The organism is Moraxella sp. FZLJ2109 (assembly GCF_024296965.1).
In the GTDB taxonomy this organism is placed as follows: Bacteria; Pseudomonadota; Gammaproteobacteria; order Pseudomonadales; family Moraxellaceae; genus Moraxella.
On the sequence record NZ_CP101112.1, the window covers coordinates 2,375,298 to 2,390,451 of the forward strand.

The following is a 15,154-nucleotide window of genomic DNA, read 5'->3' on the forward strand; positions in this document are numbered from 1 at the left end:
CCTATTTTATATGATTTATAAATTTATAATAACAAATTGCTATGATAAGTTGATGTTAATTGGTAAAGTTGCTGTACCTGACAGCGTATTATTACCCTTTTTAAATGGCTTTAAGCGTGCACGCTTGATCTCGCGGACGATGTCACGATCCAGCTGCTTATCACCTGTGGAGACGCCGCTGACCGCAGTGATACGCCCTTTATCATCGATGGTCAAGGTCGCTGTGGTACTGACATTGCCTGTGATTTTATTAGAATTTACATTGACAAAATTCGGCTTACGCGCCCAGCTGGCATTAGAAATCGTGCCCAAATCCTGACCGCCGATGACACCGCCTTGGTTGTCTTTATCATCTTTACCGCCTTTGTCGTTTTGGGTTTTGTCATCTTTGCCATCACCTTGCTTGCCTGTACCTTGGGCAGCTTTGGCTCGGGCAGCTGCTTGCGCTTTGGCATGCGCTTCAGCATCTTTGCGCACTTGTTCAGCTTTATCGCGTTCGGCTTGTTCTCTTTGAGCTTTTTCTTGGGCAAGTTTGGCTTGGCGTGCCGCTTCTTTCTCAGCCGCTTCACGCGCTGCTTGGGCTTGCTGCTCGCGAGTGCGCTGTTCTGCTTGCTGTCGTGCCAATTCTTGGGCTTGTCTTTGCTTTTCTTCTTCTAGGCGTGCGCGCTCTTGTGCTTCAAATGCCGCTTGCTCAGCTTGTCTTTGAAGTAAGATTTTTTCTTGATCAACCACAGGTTTTTGTGGCGCAGGTTCGGATTTTGACTCAAGCTTAGGTTCAGGCTTTGGCTCATTCACAAGCTTGGGCGTAGGCTTGAAGACTTGCGGTGGCACAACTAGCTTTGGCGGCGTAACCGCTTGTGGCTGTGCCGCACCCTCACTCATTTGGCGTGCCGCTTGCTGCTTGACAGGTTTAGGCGTCTCGATCGGTGTCAGATCTGGCGACTCTTCATTATTGATAATGAGCTTTTCGGGTTCCGGCTTGATAAACTCAATCTCAAGCGGCGGTGTGATTTTTGACGGTGTCAAAATCTTCATCTGCATCGTTGCGATACCAAGACCTGCCACCCCATGCAATACCAAGGCGACAGCCAACGCCACAGCTTTGGTTTTATTTGTCGAATCCAACACGAAACTCACCCATTTTGACCAATTCGGCAATTATTCTTGTATGTTTAATAATATAAATAAAAACGATAACGATTATCAATCATCATATTATAATTTGATTTTCAAAAAATTCAATCACTTTTCGCACAAATTGACATTTTTTCTCAATAAATAATCGTTCTCATCAATATGTAATAGTATAACATTTAAAATCAATTACGACAAATTTTTCTGCAACCATTTGACCAAATCCTACACATTTGTTAGCATGAAATAATGATTTTTATCGCATTACTGTTTTAAGGAAATTTGCCATGAACTCACCAAAACTTGCGCTTGCCTGCTGTATTCTTGCGCTCAGTGCGTGCAGTCAGCCGAACACGAGCGCCACTTTACCTGCCAATAAAGACACGCTGGTGATCATCAATGGCGCAGAGCCAAGCTCGCTTGATCCACAGCTGTCCCAAGACACGCACGGTTCGGCAATCATTCGGCAGATGTTCGAAGGCTTGGTGACGACCGATGCCACAGGCAAAACCGTGCCTGCACTGGCGACATCGTGGCACAGTGATGATCACAAGACTTGGACTTTCACCCTACGCGATGCCAACTGGTCAAATGGCGAACCGATCCGCGCGGATGATGTCGTCTTTGCACTGCGCCGCTTGGTCGATCCTGCCACTGCATCGCCGTATGCGAGTTATTTGGCGGATGCCAAGGTGGTCAATGCGCATGAAATCACCGAAGCTAAGCTGCCCCGCGATCAGCTTGGTGTACGCGCGCTCAATGATAAAACCGTCGAGATTCGCCTACTTGAAGCCGTGCCGTACTTTGTCGATATGCTTGCGCTGCCTGTGACCTACCCTGTACCACAAAAGGTCGTTGAGCAATTTGGCGAAAAATGGCTCAATCCTGAGCACATCGTCGTCAGTGGTGCATATCGCTTGAGCGAATGGACGATTGGCAGCCATATCAAGCTTGAGCGCAATTTGGCTTATTATGACAATGCCAAAACACAGATTGACAAGGTGCAATTTTTACCCATCACTGCCCAAAATGGTCTGAATCGCTATCTGGCAGGTGAAGCGGATATCGCGCCCGTCCCTGGTGAGCAGCTTGAGAAAATCAAAGCCGATCTACCAAGCGAAATCCACACCGCGCCCAAGCTGTGCACCTTTTATCTAGAACCGAACATCGCCGCCGCACCGCTCAATGACACACGCATTCGCCAAGCGCTGTCGATGACGGTGATGCGCGATCCGTTGGTCAAGGCGCTAAAGCGTGGTGAAGTGCCGACTTATCAGCTGACACCGAGCGCCACTCAAGGTATGGGCGAAATCAGTCCTGAGTGGACAAAGCTGGATCAAGACAAGCGCAATCAGCAAGCACAAGCCTTATTGGCGCAGGCGGGATACAGCACCGCCAATCCTTTGAGGTTTGAATTTTTGTACGCGACCAGTGAAACTGGCAAGATGCTATCAAGCGCGGTCGCTGCCATGTGGAAACAAAATCTCAATGGCGCAGTCGATGTCACGCAGAATAATCAAGAGTGGAAAGCCTTCTTGGATAGTAAAAATCAAGGCAAATACACCATCACGCTGTCAGGCTGGTGCGCGGATTATAATGAACCATCCAGCTTTTTAAATCTGCTAAAAACTGGCAATAGCAATAACACGGGCAAATACAGCAATGCCCAATACGATGCCCTGCTTGCCAGTACACTCAGTGATCATGCTGATGCCGCCGCGCGCACCCAAGCCTACACCCAAGTTGAGATACTCATCAGCCAAGATACTGCGGTCATTCCGCTATTTTCAGCATTGAGCGTGCGACTGGTCAAGCCTTATGTATCAGGTTTTTCTAATGATGATCCATTGGATAATTATCTGATCAAAGATTTATCATTTAAGCCTTAATATTATGCATAAAAAATCGCCAGTTCATCATCAAACTGGCGATTTTATTGATTAGAAAATTTGCATGATCATCGTGTGGATTATCATGCAAATTATGCGCAAGGTAACATTACAAAGCAGCCAGTACCGCCTCACCCATCTTTGAGCATGAAACGAGCGTTGTGCCATCTTCATAGATATCCGCAGTACGCAGACCCTGCTCAAGCACTTTGCCAACAGCATCTTCTACTTGCTTGGCGCGTGCTTCATCGCCCAGGCTATAGCGAAGTAGCATGGCAAGCGACAAAATGGTCGCCAGTGGATTTGCCTTATCTTGACCTGCGATATCAGGTGCTGAACCATGACTAGGCTCATATAGACCTTTGCCATGTTCGTCAAGGCTTGCTGATGGCAGCATACCGATAGAGCCTGTCAGCATCGATGCTTGGTCAGATAGGATATCGCCAAAGATATTACCTGTAGCAATCACATCAAATTGCTTCGGCGCTTTGACCAATTGCATTGCGGCATTATCCACATACATATGGCTCAACTCGACATCTGGATAATTTTTTGCCATTTCGGTAAAGATTTCTTTCCACAATTCGGTCGCTTCAAGCACATTTGCCTTATCGACAGAACACAGCTTTTTGCCGCGTTTTTGTGCCGCTTCGAACGACACTTTGGCAATACGGCGAATCTCACTCTCAGAGTATTTCATGGTGTTAAAGCCTTCACGCTCGCCGTTTTCAAGCGTACGAATACCGCGTGGCTCACCAAAATAAATGTCACCCGTCAGTTCACGCACGATGAGAATATCAAGCCCTGCCACAACTTCAGGCTTTAGGGTGGATGCGTTGGCAAGCTCTTTATAAAGAATCGCTGGGCGTAAATTGGCAAATAAATTCAAGTCCTTACGAATGGCAAGTAGCCCACGCTCAGGACGCAGTGGACGCTCTAAATTGTCATATTGTGGCGAGCCAACCGCACCCAGCAGTACAGCGTCTGCTTTTCGCACAACTTCTTGAGTCTCGGCAGGATATGGCGAGCCATAGGCATCATAGGCTTCACCGCCCAATTTGGCGTATTCATAAGTGACATCTAAGCCATCAGCAATCAGTTTATCTAGCACTTTCACCGCTTGGGCAACGATTTCAGGTCCGATACCGTCACCGTTTAAAATTGCAATGTGTTTGGTCATTGTTATTTCCTTAAAATTAAAACAAGTTAAGGGCGAAAACCACCCTTAACTCTCAACTGACAATTATGCCAAATCCTTAAACACCCACGGTCTATCCGCACGGGCTTTTTCTTCAAAGGCACGAATGCTATCGCTGTCTTGCAAGGTCAAACCAATATCGTCCAAACCATTTAACAAACAATGTTTACGAAATGCGTCCACTTCAAAATGATATTCTTTACCTGATGGCGAAACGACTTTTTGGTTTTCCAAATCAACGGTTAAGGTAAAACCCACATTTGCTTCACAGTCTTTAAATAGCTCATCAACTTCGCTTTCAGTTAAGATGACAGGCAACATACCGTTTTTAAAGCTATTATTAAAGAAAATATCGGCATAGCTTGGGGCAATAACGGTACGGAATCCATATTCATTTAATGCCCAAGGCGCGTGTTCACGGCTTGAACCACAACCAAAATTACTGCGAGTCAGCAAAATGGTTGCCCCTTGATAACGCTCTTGGTTGAGCACAAAGTCAGGATTTTTTGGGCGTTTAGCAATATCTTGTCCCAAATAGCCTTCATCAAGGTAGCGTAATTCATCAAATAAATTATCGCCAAAACCTGTGCGCTTAATGGATTTTAAAAACTGTTTTGGGATAATTAAATCCGTATCAACATTGGCACGGTCAAGTGGTGCAACAATGCCTGTTTCAATGGTGTATTTTTTCATAATCTTATCCCCTTAAAAACTTCTCACATCGACAAAATGCCCTGCAATCGCTGCTGCCGCTGCCATCGCTGGACTCACCAGATGCGTACGACCGCCATTACCTTGACGACCTTCAAAGTTACGGTTACTGGTGCTGGCACAATGTTCGCCTGCTTGTAATTTATCGGCATTCATCGCAAGGCACATTGAGCAACCCGGTTCACGCCACTCAAAACCTGCATCGATAAAGATTTTATCTAATCCTTCTTCTTCTGCTTGTTTTTTCACCAAACCAGACCCCGGAACAACCATCGCTTGTTTAATGGTATCAGCAACTTTACGTCCTTTAACCACTTCAGCCGCCGCACGGATATCTTCAATGCGTGAATTGGTGCAAGAGCCAATAAATACTCGGTCAAGTTGAATATCAGCAAGGGATTGTCCTGCCGTTAAACCCATATATTGATAAGCACGCGTCCAGTCATTTTTTTGTACATCGTCTTTTGCTTGCTCAAGAGTTGGTACGTTTTGCGTTACTGGAATGACCATTTCAGGTGATGTTCCCCATGAGACTTGTGGTTCAATGTCTTCACCATTCATCACAATCACGGTATCAAAATGGGCATCATCATCTGAATGTAAGGTGTTCCAATATGCTACGGCTTTATCCCACTCAGCACCTGTTGGCGCATACGGACGACCCTTAACGTATTCAATGGTTTTTTCATCAACAGCAACTAAGCCGACTCTTGCTCCGCCTTCGATTGCCATATTACAAACGGTCATGCGTCCTTCAATAGACATATCACGGAAGACTTGTCCGCCAAATTCAATGGCGTGTCCTGTTCCGCCTGCTGTACCAATTTTACCAATGATAGCGAGTACCACATCTTTAGGGGTAACGCCTTTGCCAAGTTTGCCGTCCACACGCACCAGCATATTTTTCATTTTCTTTTGGACTAGGCATTGTGTCGCTAAAACGTGTTCAACTTCACTGGTACCAATACCATGAGCAAGACAACCAAATGCACCATGTGTTGCAGTATGGCTATCACCACAGACAACGGTCATTCCCGGTAAGGTCAAGCCTTGTTCTGGCCCTACCACATGGACGATACCTTGACGAATGTCATTAATGGTAAATTCAGTGATGTTGAATTTTTGGCAATTTTCGTCCAAAGTTTGTACTTGAATGCGTGAAGTTTCATCTTTGATTCCGCTTACGCCTTCGCTACGCTCTTTGGCAGATGTCGGAACATTGTGGTCAGGTGTTGCCACATTTGCCGATAAACGCCAAGGCTTGCGACCTGCAAGCTCTAAGCCTTCAAAGGCTTGTGGTGATGTTACTTCGTGTAATAATTGGCGGTCAATGTAAATTAAGCTTGAGCCATCATCGCGGCTTGCCACCAAGTGATCATCCCAAAGTTTATCATAAAGCGTTCTGCCTGCCATTTTGCACTCCTAAATGGTTGGTAATTTAAAATTAATAAATAATCAAACTTAGCATTATCATGGAAAATTAAATACAAATCAACATCATGTCAATCACAACTTTGCTGTATGCGGTATGCGCATCATCCAATGGCACAGCAATTCATCCGCCACAATCATTAGCTATAGTTTAATAGATATACGCAATTATAGCAAAAATAAATCCATAATTATAATTTATTATTTTTATGTATTTAATAACCTTTTGGAATTGATAAACCTGCCGATCATTGCGCGGTTGTACTTTTTGTGTTATTTTATGATAAGGTTTATAAATTTCAATGAAACTTGTACAACTTGCGATAACCAGTCCAAATCCATTGATTTGATTTATAAACTGTTCATTATTCTTAAAGGAATAGCCATGCTATATTTGGTTTCTGCGATTTTGATCGCACTTGTTTTTGTGATTAGTTTTATCATTGTACGAAAAATCGCCAATCAGCACGCCGAAAAACTCGTCACACGCATCTGTGCTGTTGGTTTTGTACTACAGATCATTGTCAATTGGCTTTTCTTAGGCGCAGGCATGGTGCACAACCCTTTTGCCGAGCAGGCATCTGTTGAGCAGACAAGTATTGCCTTTTTAATCTTGTGCTTGGTCAGCATTTTCTGCTATGGCTCGCTGTTGCTGATTTTATATAAAGCACATGAATTTTATCATGATTGATCGCCAATATGTCATCAAGCAGTCAATAAATAGACCGATGTCTCTCATTTGCTATTTCCAAGAAATTATCATTGCAAAACTTTTTGGAATATATTAAGCTATTCATAGGAAAATATGGTGAATTAACCAAATAATCAATCAGCCAACTTGCATTGACTTGGTATGGCTAAGCCACTGCAGGCAATTGATCATACCGTTAATCACCGCTGTCTTTGCCCTGTGCAAATTTAGGATGATACTATGAATACGACCAACCTTGCCACTTTCGTCGCCGTTATGCAAACAGGTAGCATCTCAGGCGCTGCCGAAAAGCTGTACATCACCCAACCTGCGGTGAGTAAACGCATCAAAAATCTTGAAGATGAATTTGGCACGGTGCTATTTGACACCGTGGGTCGCAGCATCATCCCTACTGCTGCAGCACATGATTTATTGCCGTTTGTGCGTCGTTGGCTCGATGATTATGAAGCGTGCAAAGCCAGCCTGCAGCACGCCAAAGAAGTAGCATCGGGTCGCTTAGTCATCGGTACAAGTCATCACATTGGCTTACATCACCTTGCACCTGTGCTAAAAAGATTTATCCAAACTTATCCTGCGGTACAGCTCGAAGTGCGGTTTGTTGATTCTGAAGAAGCGCATAAAGCAGTGCTCGAAGGTGAGATCGCCCTTGCCTTTTTGACACTACCACCGACCTTTGATCGCAGGCTCAATTACCACACACTGTGGAGCGATCCTTTATATTTCGTCACAGGGACACTAAGCCCACTTGCCCAAAAATCCAAAGTCAGCCTACTGCAGCTTGCGCATTATCCTGCGATTTTACCTGCGGCGAATACTTTCACCAGTCAGATCACCTTGGCAGAATTTGCCAAGCACAATCTGCGTCCATATGCGACGATGAGCACCAATCCATTGGAATCTATCCGCATGCTTGTGTCGGTGGGTTTGGGTTGGTCGGTACTGCCTGAGACTTTGATTAATCAGGATTTGATTAAAATTGATATGGCAGAAAATATCGAACTTCAGCGGCATTTGGGCGTGGTGACCAATCCGAATTTGACGCGCTCAGCCAGTATGCAGGCGCTCTTATCGATGTTGTCGATTGATGACAAATCCGATAATCCAGTGTTGTTATAGCCTGTCAACTTTGAAATAATACTCAAGTCAAACTGACTTGTAGCACTACTTGTACAACTTCGCTCATTTTTTAGCTCTTTTCAAATTTGTTTGATTATATCATTAATCACTTAGAAAAACAGATGAAAAAAAATACCAATGTCGTCAATATACGCATTGGTATTTTTATAAAATTTAACTTTTAAAGCCAGATTTTAAAAACTTAAAACCCTGACAATTGGCGTAACGCTGCTTTTAATAAAGCTTGGGTGGTCGCTACATCATCAGATTGTGCTGCTTTGATCGCAGCTTGAGCTTCTTTTTCTTTATAACCAAGGCTGATCAAGGCACTTTCCACTTCAGCAATGATTTGCATCGGATTGGCTGATGTGGTATCGGCAAACAAACCATCGCTTGGCTCTGCACTCATATCACTAAATTCTGCCAATTTGCCCTTTAAATCAAGAATGATGCGCTGAGCGGTTTTTTTACCGATACCCGGTACGCGCACCAAGGCGACATCATTATCTTGATCGACCGCGCGTTTGATTTCGCTTGCGGTTAAGGTTGAGAGCATGGCAACTGCCATTTTTGCGCCCACACCATTGATTTTAATCAATTTACGAAACACATCGCGGTCTTGCTTATCAATAAAGCCAAACAAGCTGTGCGCATCTTCGCGCACCACCAGATGTGTATAAACACTGATGTGATTGCCCAAAATCAATTGGCAAAAAGACGGGATCGGCAATTCAATCTCATAGCCCACCCCACCTGCTGTCATCACGCAAGCGACAGGCGCATTCAGCGAATGCACCTGCCCTGTAATCATGCCGATCATTTATTTATAATACCCGACCATCGACTCTAGGCTGATTGGGCGGATCTTGCTGGCATTACCCGCTGCGCCAAAGGCTTCATAGCGTGCCACACAGATCTCTTCCATCGCTTTCATCGATGCTGCTAAGTATTTACGCGGATCAAATTCAGCAGGATGCTCGTTCATGAACTTACGAATCGCACCAGTAGATGCTAGGCGCAGGTCGGTATCGATGTTGATTTTACGCACGCCGTGCTTGATGGCATCGACCAACTGCTCAACTGGCACGCCATAAGTTTCACCGATAGCACCGCCGTTTTCGTTGATGATTTTTAGCCATTCTTGTGGCACTGAGCTTGAGCCATGCATGACAAGATGGGTGTTTGGCAGTGCTTCGTGAATTTCTTTGATGCGATCGATCGCTAGGATGTCACCTGTTGGTGGGCGCGTGAATTTGTACGCACCATGTGAAGTACCGACAGCAATAGCAAGCGCATCGACATTGGTATCAGCGACAAACTGACGCGCTTCTTCGACAGAAGTCAATAGCTGACTGTGGTCAAGCACACCTTCTGCACCCACGCCGTCTTCTTCGCCCGCCATACCAGTCTCAAGACTACCTAGACAGCCGATTTCGCCTTCGACAGACACGCCACACGCATGAGCCATTTTCACGACTTCGCGAGTCACGCTGACATTATAGTCATAATCTGCTGGGGTTTTGCCGTCTTCTTTTAACGAGCCATCCATCATCACTGAGCTAAAACCAAGCTGAATTGAGCGTTGGCACACTGCAGGACTAGTGCCATGGTCTTGGTGCATAACCACAGGAATGTGTGGCCACTCTTCGATAGCTGATAGGATTAGATGACGCAAAAATGGCGCGCCTGCGTATTTGCGCGCACCTGCCGATGCCTGCACGATAACCGGTGAATCGGTCTTGTCCGCTGCCATCATGATGGCGCGCATCTGCTCAAGGTTATTGACATTAAATGCCGGCAAGCCATAAGCGTGCTCACCTGCATGATCCAGTAGTTGGCGTAGTGAAACCAGTGCCATGAGTATCTCCCAAATTGGTTTAGAATGTGTCCGAAATTTTAGGTCATTTTCAGTGCTGATTATAGCAAAATTTTAGCCGCAATGCACTGCAAGTTTGTATAACTGCATAAAAAAACAGCATTGACAAACGCCGTTTATCAATGCTGTTTTGCCAATCTATGATCAGCTTAGTATTTTTGATCTTCAGGAACTTTCGCTTCTGCGGTATCAGCGCTTGCTTCTGCAGTTGCTGTCGCTTCATTGGCAGGCGCAATTTCTTGTGCAGCCGCTTCTGCTTCTTGTGCTACTTGCTCAGTAGCTGGTGCTTCAGCCGCTTTTTCTTCTTGCTTTGAGCAGGCTGCCAGTGCCAATGCAGCCACTGCTGCAACCAATGCGATCTTTTTCATAATTAATCTCTCTTGTTGATTGCCTGTCCGATGCAGGATTAGTTATTGACACACGATAGTTTAGCTTGCAAACGCAAATTTGACAAGTGCAATAGCCAATATGCAACAAAAAGTAACAAAGGCTTGAGTAACGCGTGTCAATACTAATTAATTGTTGCTCTGCTCTAACGCAGCAATCGCAGGCAAGGTCTTACCTTCGACGAACTCAAGGAACGCGCCGCCGCCTGTTGATAGGTAGCTGACATCGTCTGCTACTTGATATTTATCAATCGCTGCCAAAGTATCACCGCCACCTGCGATGCTAAAGCCCGCGCTGTCTTTGACTGCTAATGACAAAATCTTAGTACCAGTGCCAAATTTATCCACTTCAAACACGCCCACAGGGCCATTCCAAAGGATAGTCGCAGCGTTTTTAATATGATCGGCGATGATATTCGCGCTATTTTCTGAGATGTCTAGGATCATATCATTATCACCGATATCAGCGACTGACTTGACCACCGCATCCGCCTTAGCCAGCGAACCTAGAAAATCTTCAAAATCAATCTGTGATTTGTCCGCAACCACCACTTCATTTGGTAGCAGAATCTGAGTTTTGCTCATGATTTCTTTAGCGGTGTCGATCAAGTCAGGCTCGTATAGCGATGCACCGACATTCACACCTGTCGCTGCAAGGAAAGTATTGGCAATACCGCCACCGACGACGATGCTGTCACATTTATCAGCTAGGCTTAATAATACATCCAACTTGGTTGATACTTTTGAACCACCAACGATCGCAAGTACAGGCGCGGCAGGATTATCAAGCGCGCGCGATAAAGCATTCAGCTCTTCGGTCAATAGATTGCCCGAACAGACAGCTTTGCCTTGAGCAGCAGCGGCACGAATCACACCTTCGGTCGATGCTTGTGCGCGGTGCGCAGTACCAAAGGCATCCATCACAAAGACATCGCACAGATTGGCATATCGCTCAGATAGCTCTTGAGAATTTTTCTTCTCACCAACATTAAAGCGCACATTTTCAAGTAGTACAAGCTCGCCTGTCGCCACTTCTACGCCGTTTAGATAATCAGTCTCAAAGCGCACTTTGGCATCCAAATGCTTGGCAAGATACTCAGCCACAGGCGCCAAAGAATACTTTGCTTCAGGCTCGCCTTCTGTTGGGCGACCCAAATGTGACGCCACAAGCACCGCCGCACCTTGTGCCAATGCATCTTTTAGCGTCGGCAAAGCCGCTTGCAATCGCACATCACTGGTGATGACGCCATCTTTAATCGGCACATTCAAATCTTCACGAATCAATACGCGCTTGGCTGCTAAATCCAGATCTTTCATGGCGACGATAGACATACTGTATCCTTTTCTTGGCTAAAAATTGTATAAAAACTGTACAAATTTTGGGGCAAAACTATTCAATCACCCACAAATTTCGCTAAATTATAAAGAAATCAGCCAGTAGTTGCAATAATGATAAATTTAGTGAATGCTATGATAAATTTGATAAATATAATAAATGTTTGTAAAAATCACCCATTGATTTGGCAATGATCACATCGATCAGCCCTGCCCATTGGCGTGCTGCTCAAAAAATGCCATCGCCGCGCGGTTTTTACTGAGCAAATTCATCACTTCACTGCGCACAAAACCAAAGCTGTGCAAATCCGCCACACCTGATGCAAATGCAAAATTAATCATAGAAAAGCTGTGCATCATCAGTGCGTTATACCCTTTAACCGCGTGCTCATAGTCGTGCAGCAGCCGCGCGTCAAGCTTGCGGTGCTGATGTTTGTATTTATCCACGCTATCAAGTAGCGCGATGACATCTGCCAGACCTAAGTTTAGCCCCTGCCCTGCCAATGGATGCACGCCATGTGCCGCATCGCCCATCAGCCCTACGCGACCGATATGGTAGCGCGCCGCCATTTGTGCCGATAGGGGGAAGCTTGCCACCGATTCTACCTGACTGATCGCACCAAGCTCAAAGCCACTTGCCTGCTCAAGCTCATGGAGTAAAAACTGCGGATCTTGTTTAAATTTGTCTAAATAATCATACGCCAAAGCACTTGGCAGCGTCCACACCACCGATTGCCAATGACCGCCATCATCCGCGTGCAAATCCGCCAATGGCAACAGCGCCAAAGTCCCAGTCGGTAGCATCGCTTGACGGGCGGTTTGACCATGTGGCTTATCAGTATGAATGGCGCAGCAGATGGCAGTTTGATGATAATCAAGGCGCGCAAGCTCAATGCCAAGCGTCGTGCGCACCATCGAGCCGCGACCATCTGCACCAAGTACGATGCTGGCTCTGGCAGCGTACGACTGATTATCCATGACAAATCGCACCATCACACCATCACTCAGTACATCAAATGCCATGCCATCGCCTAATAATTGTGCGCCATAGCCAATGTGCAGATGATCGCTAAGCATTAAGGATTTTTGCCACAAGGCATGATCAATCACCGACGGCTCAACCATCGAACCCAAAATACTTGGATGAAGCACATCATCACCGCCGAATTTCAGCTCACCGCGCCCATCTTTTGCCCAGACCTGCATGGCGGTATAATCAGCGCGGCGCGTCATGTTCTGCCATACGCCGACGGCGTCAAACAGTGCAATGCTTGCGGTATTGAGCGCATAGACACGCGCATCTCGCTGAGCTAGCCGCTTCGCAAAATCATCCGCGCTCGGTGCAGGCTTATTATCCAACAGCAATACCGAATACTCACGCTGCGCCAAAGCGATCGCACACGCCATACCGACTGTGCCTGCACCGATGATGATAAAATCGTAATTTGTTCGTAATTTCACCAATTTATCCAAATAATCAACGAATTTATTGCTTGCTATTATAGCACTTTAATACACTTTAGGTAATCTCATAAATCTCCTTGGGACAATTGGGACAATTTACACCAAAATCCCCAAAATCTGCCCAAAAACACACTTAATACATCATTACCACACACCACCTTTAACACAAACAAAAAGAAGTAAGCCCTAGAATCTCCACCAATTCTAGGGCTTACTCCAACTTTATTTAATCACTAAGTCATTGAAATACTTAGTTATTAAATACATTAGCAGCGATAGTACAAGTCAAACTCAAGCGGGTGTACCGCTTCGTTCATCTTGTGAACTTCTTGCATTTTTAGGTCGATATAAGCATCGATCATTTCTTTTGAAAACACATCGCCTTTTAGTAGGAATGCATGATCTTCTTTAAGTGCTTTTAGGGCGGCTTCTAGGTTTTCTGCCACGGTTGGGATCAATGCTTCTTCTTCCGGTGGCAAGTCGTATAGGTTCTTATCTGCAGCCTCACCTGGGTCGATCTTATTCTCGATACCGTCGATACCCGCCATCAATAGTGCAGCAAAGCAAAGGTATGGGTTCGCTGCTGGATCTGGGAAGCGCGCTTCGATACGCACCGCTTTCGGGCTTGACACATGCGGAATACGGATCGATGCTGAGCGGTTTGATGCTGAATAAGCAAGCTTAATCGGTGCTTCAAAGTGTGGTACTAGACGCTTATAGCTGTTCACCGTTGGGTTGGTGATGGCATTCAATGCACGAGCGTGCTTGATGATACCACCGATGAAGTGTAGTGCAGTGGTTGATAGACCTGCGTATTCATCACCAGAGAAAGTGTTCACGCCATCTTTTGAGATTGACATATGCACATGCATACCTGAGCCGTTGTCACCGACGATTGGTTTTGGCATGAAGGTTGCAGTTTTGCCAAATTGGTTCGCGACATTTTGTACGACATATTTAAATTGTTGTACTTCGTCCGCTTTTTTCACTAGGGTATTGAACGATACACCGATCTCAAGCTGACTAGATGCAACTTCGTGGTGATGTACTTCCACGCGACCTTCGCCCATGATGTCTTCGATGCGATCACACATTACCGCACGCATATCGTGGTAGTGATCGACTGGTGCAGTCACCGCATAGCCACCTTTGACATGTGGACGCTGACCGTTGTTGCCCCATGCGTAGTCTTTGTTCGTTGACCATGCAGCAGCTTCTGATACGATGGTGTTGCGCGCACCTGATTGGTCGATGTCCCATTTCACTTCATCAAATACGAAGAACTCTGGCTCTGGACCGAAGAATGCAGTATCACCGATGCCAGTTGATTTTAGATAAGTTTCAGCGCGGCGAGCGATAGAGCGTGGGTCTTTTTCGTAGCCTTGTAGTGTAGCAGGCTCGATGACATCACAAGTGACCACCACAGTTGGTGCTTCAAAGAATGGATCAACATAAGCAGTCTCTGGATCAGGTAGCAAGATCATGTCAGATGCTTCGATGCCTTTCCAGCCAGCGACTGACGAGCCGTCAAACATTTTGCCATCTTCTAGAGTGTCTTCATCGACAGTATTGGCAGGGAAAGTTAGGTGTAGCTCTTTACCATGGGTGTCGGTGAAACGAAAATCCACCCATTTTGCGCCTGATGATTCGATCAAGTCAAATAGCCTGTTTGACATAATGCTCTCCTTTTTTGATATAAAAGCTTGATTTTTTAAAAGCTTGTGAAACGATGCTGAAGTGGTGAATCCAGATCAGTTCTGTTGAACAAATTGAACCAATTCACCGTCTCTTCATTGGCTTGTGAATAATGATACGCCTTTTTTTGGTAAAGGTAAAGGGTCAATCAGCAAAAATTATGCTATTATCATAAAATACTATAAATATATAAAAATTCATGATAAA

General features: G+C 45.4%; 13 protein-coding genes. 3 read left to right on the plus strand and 10 right to left on the minus strand.

Going from position 1 to position 15,154, the window contains the following annotated elements; genetic code table 11:
• Positions 1-39: 39 nt before the first annotated feature.
• Positions 40-1,128 carry a cell envelope integrity protein TolA gene (locus tag NKU06_RS11305; RefSeq protein ID WP_254731204.1) on the minus strand — a complete coding sequence of 363 codons (1,089 nt, stop codon included), beginning with the start codon at positions 1,126-1,128 and terminating at the stop codon, positions 40-42.
• Positions 1,129-1,421: 293 nt separating this feature from the next.
• On the opposite strand from NKU06_RS11305, the gene NKU06_RS11310 reads away from it, so the two are divergent.
• Complete coding sequence (locus NKU06_RS11310; protein ID WP_254731207.1) at positions 1,422-3,023, plus strand: ABC transporter substrate-binding protein; 1,602 nt, start codon at positions 1,422-1,424, stop codon at positions 3,021-3,023.
• 109 nt (positions 3,024-3,132) lie between these two features.
• Here the strand turns inward: NKU06_RS11310 and leuB are convergent, their stop codons facing one another.
• The 3 genes from leuB to leuC form a co-directional block, all read right to left on the minus strand.
• A complete protein-coding gene (gene leuB / locus NKU06_RS11315) occupies positions 3,133-4,203 on the minus strand; it encodes a 3-isopropylmalate dehydrogenase (RefSeq protein ID WP_254731210.1) in 1,071 nt (356 codons plus the stop codon).
• Between the two features lie 63 nt (positions 4,204-4,266).
• Entirely contained in the window at positions 4,267-4,914 is a 648-nt protein-coding gene (gene leuD / locus NKU06_RS11320; protein WP_254731213.1) for a 3-isopropylmalate dehydratase small subunit, read from the minus strand.
• Positions 4,915-4,926: 12 nt separating this feature from the next.
• Positions 4,927-6,345 carry a 3-isopropylmalate dehydratase large subunit gene (gene leuC, locus NKU06_RS11325; RefSeq protein WP_254731216.1) on the minus strand — a complete coding sequence of 473 codons (1,419 nt, stop codon included), beginning with the start codon at positions 6,343-6,345 and terminating at the stop codon, positions 4,927-4,929.
• Positions 6,346-6,748: 403 nt separating this feature from the next.
• Between leuC and NKU06_RS11330 the strand changes: the two genes are divergently transcribed.
• Positions 6,749-7,054 (plus strand): hypothetical protein, encoded by a 306-nt coding sequence (locus NKU06_RS11330; protein ID WP_254731219.1) that lies wholly within the window; start codon positions 6,749-6,751, stop codon positions 7,052-7,054.
• Between the two features lie 240 nt (positions 7,055-7,294).
• Positions 7,295-8,191 (plus strand): LysR family transcriptional regulator, encoded by an 897-nt coding sequence (locus NKU06_RS11335; RefSeq protein ID WP_253223746.1) that lies wholly within the window; start codon positions 7,295-7,297, stop codon positions 8,189-8,191.
• 202 nt (positions 8,192-8,393) lie between these two features.
• On the opposite strand, the gene ruvA is transcribed toward NKU06_RS11335, so the two are convergent.
• From ruvA to glnA, 6 genes are all read right to left on the minus strand, one after another.
• Entirely contained in the window at positions 8,394-9,011 is a 618-nt protein-coding gene (gene ruvA / locus NKU06_RS11340) for a Holliday junction branch migration protein RuvA (RefSeq protein WP_254731222.1), read from the minus strand.
• On the minus strand, positions 9,012-10,049 hold the full coding sequence (gene fba / locus NKU06_RS11345) for a class II fructose-bisphosphate aldolase (protein WP_254731226.1): 1,038 nt from the start codon (positions 10,047-10,049) through the stop codon (positions 9,012-9,014).
• A gap of 167 nt (positions 10,050-10,216) precedes the next feature.
• The gene (locus NKU06_RS11350; RefSeq protein WP_254731229.1) at positions 10,217-10,435 is read right to left on the minus strand and encodes a lipoprotein; all 219 of its coding nucleotides are present in this window, start codon (positions 10,433-10,435) and stop codon (positions 10,217-10,219) included.
• A gap of 147 nt (positions 10,436-10,582) precedes the next feature.
• Complete coding sequence (locus NKU06_RS11355) at positions 10,583-11,785, minus strand: phosphoglycerate kinase (RefSeq protein ID WP_254731232.1); 1,203 nt, start codon at positions 11,783-11,785, stop codon at positions 10,583-10,585.
• A 207-nt stretch (positions 11,786-11,992) separates the two neighbouring features.
• Positions 11,993-13,249, minus strand: coding sequence for an FAD-dependent monooxygenase (locus NKU06_RS11360; protein ID WP_254731235.1), 1,257 nt, complete (start codon positions 13,247-13,249; stop codon positions 11,993-11,995).
• 269 nt (positions 13,250-13,518) lie between these two features.
• Positions 13,519-14,928, minus strand: a complete 1,410-nt coding sequence (gene glnA / locus NKU06_RS11365) for a type I glutamate--ammonia ligase (RefSeq protein ID WP_254731238.1) — start codon at positions 14,926-14,928, stop codon at positions 13,519-13,521.
• Between the last annotated feature and the right edge of the window lie 226 nt (positions 14,929-15,154).

Bases quoted from the DNA above. Each gene is read 5' to 3' on its own strand.
- NKU06_RS11310 (WP_254731207.1), top strand. From the start codon at position 1,422: ATGAACTCACCAAAACTTGCGCTTGCCTGCTGTATTCTTGCGCTCAGT.
- glnA (WP_254731238.1), bottom strand. From the start codon at position 14,928: ATGTCAAACAGGCTATTTGACTTGATCGAATCATCAGGCGCAAAATGG.
- fba (WP_254731226.1), bottom strand. From the start codon at position 10,049: ATGGCACTGGTTTCACTACGCCAACTACTGGATCATGCAGGTGAGCAC.
- NKU06_RS11350 (WP_254731229.1), bottom strand. From the start codon at position 10,435: ATGAAAAAGATCGCATTGGTTGCAGCAGTGGCTGCATTGGCACTGGCA.
- leuD (WP_254731213.1), bottom strand. From the start codon at position 4,914: ATGAAAAAATACACCATTGAAACAGGCATTGTTGCACCACTTGACCGT.
- NKU06_RS11335 (WP_253223746.1), top strand. From the start codon at position 7,295: ATGAATACGACCAACCTTGCCACTTTCGTCGCCGTTATGCAAACAGGT.
- NKU06_RS11355 (WP_254731232.1), bottom strand. From the start codon at position 11,785: ATGTCTATCGTCGCCATGAAAGATCTGGATTTAGCAGCCAAGCGCGTA.
- leuB (WP_254731210.1), bottom strand. From the start codon at position 4,203: ATGACCAAACACATTGCAATTTTAAACGGTGACGGTATCGGACCTGAA.
- leuC (WP_254731216.1), bottom strand. From the start codon at position 6,345: ATGGCAGGCAGAACGCTTTATGATAAACTTTGGGATGATCACTTGGTG.
- NKU06_RS11330 (WP_254731219.1), top strand. From the start codon at position 6,749: ATGCTATATTTGGTTTCTGCGATTTTGATCGCACTTGTTTTTGTGATT.
- ruvA (WP_254731222.1), bottom strand. From the start codon at position 9,011: ATGATCGGCATGATTACAGGGCAGGTGCATTCGCTGAATGCGCCTGTC.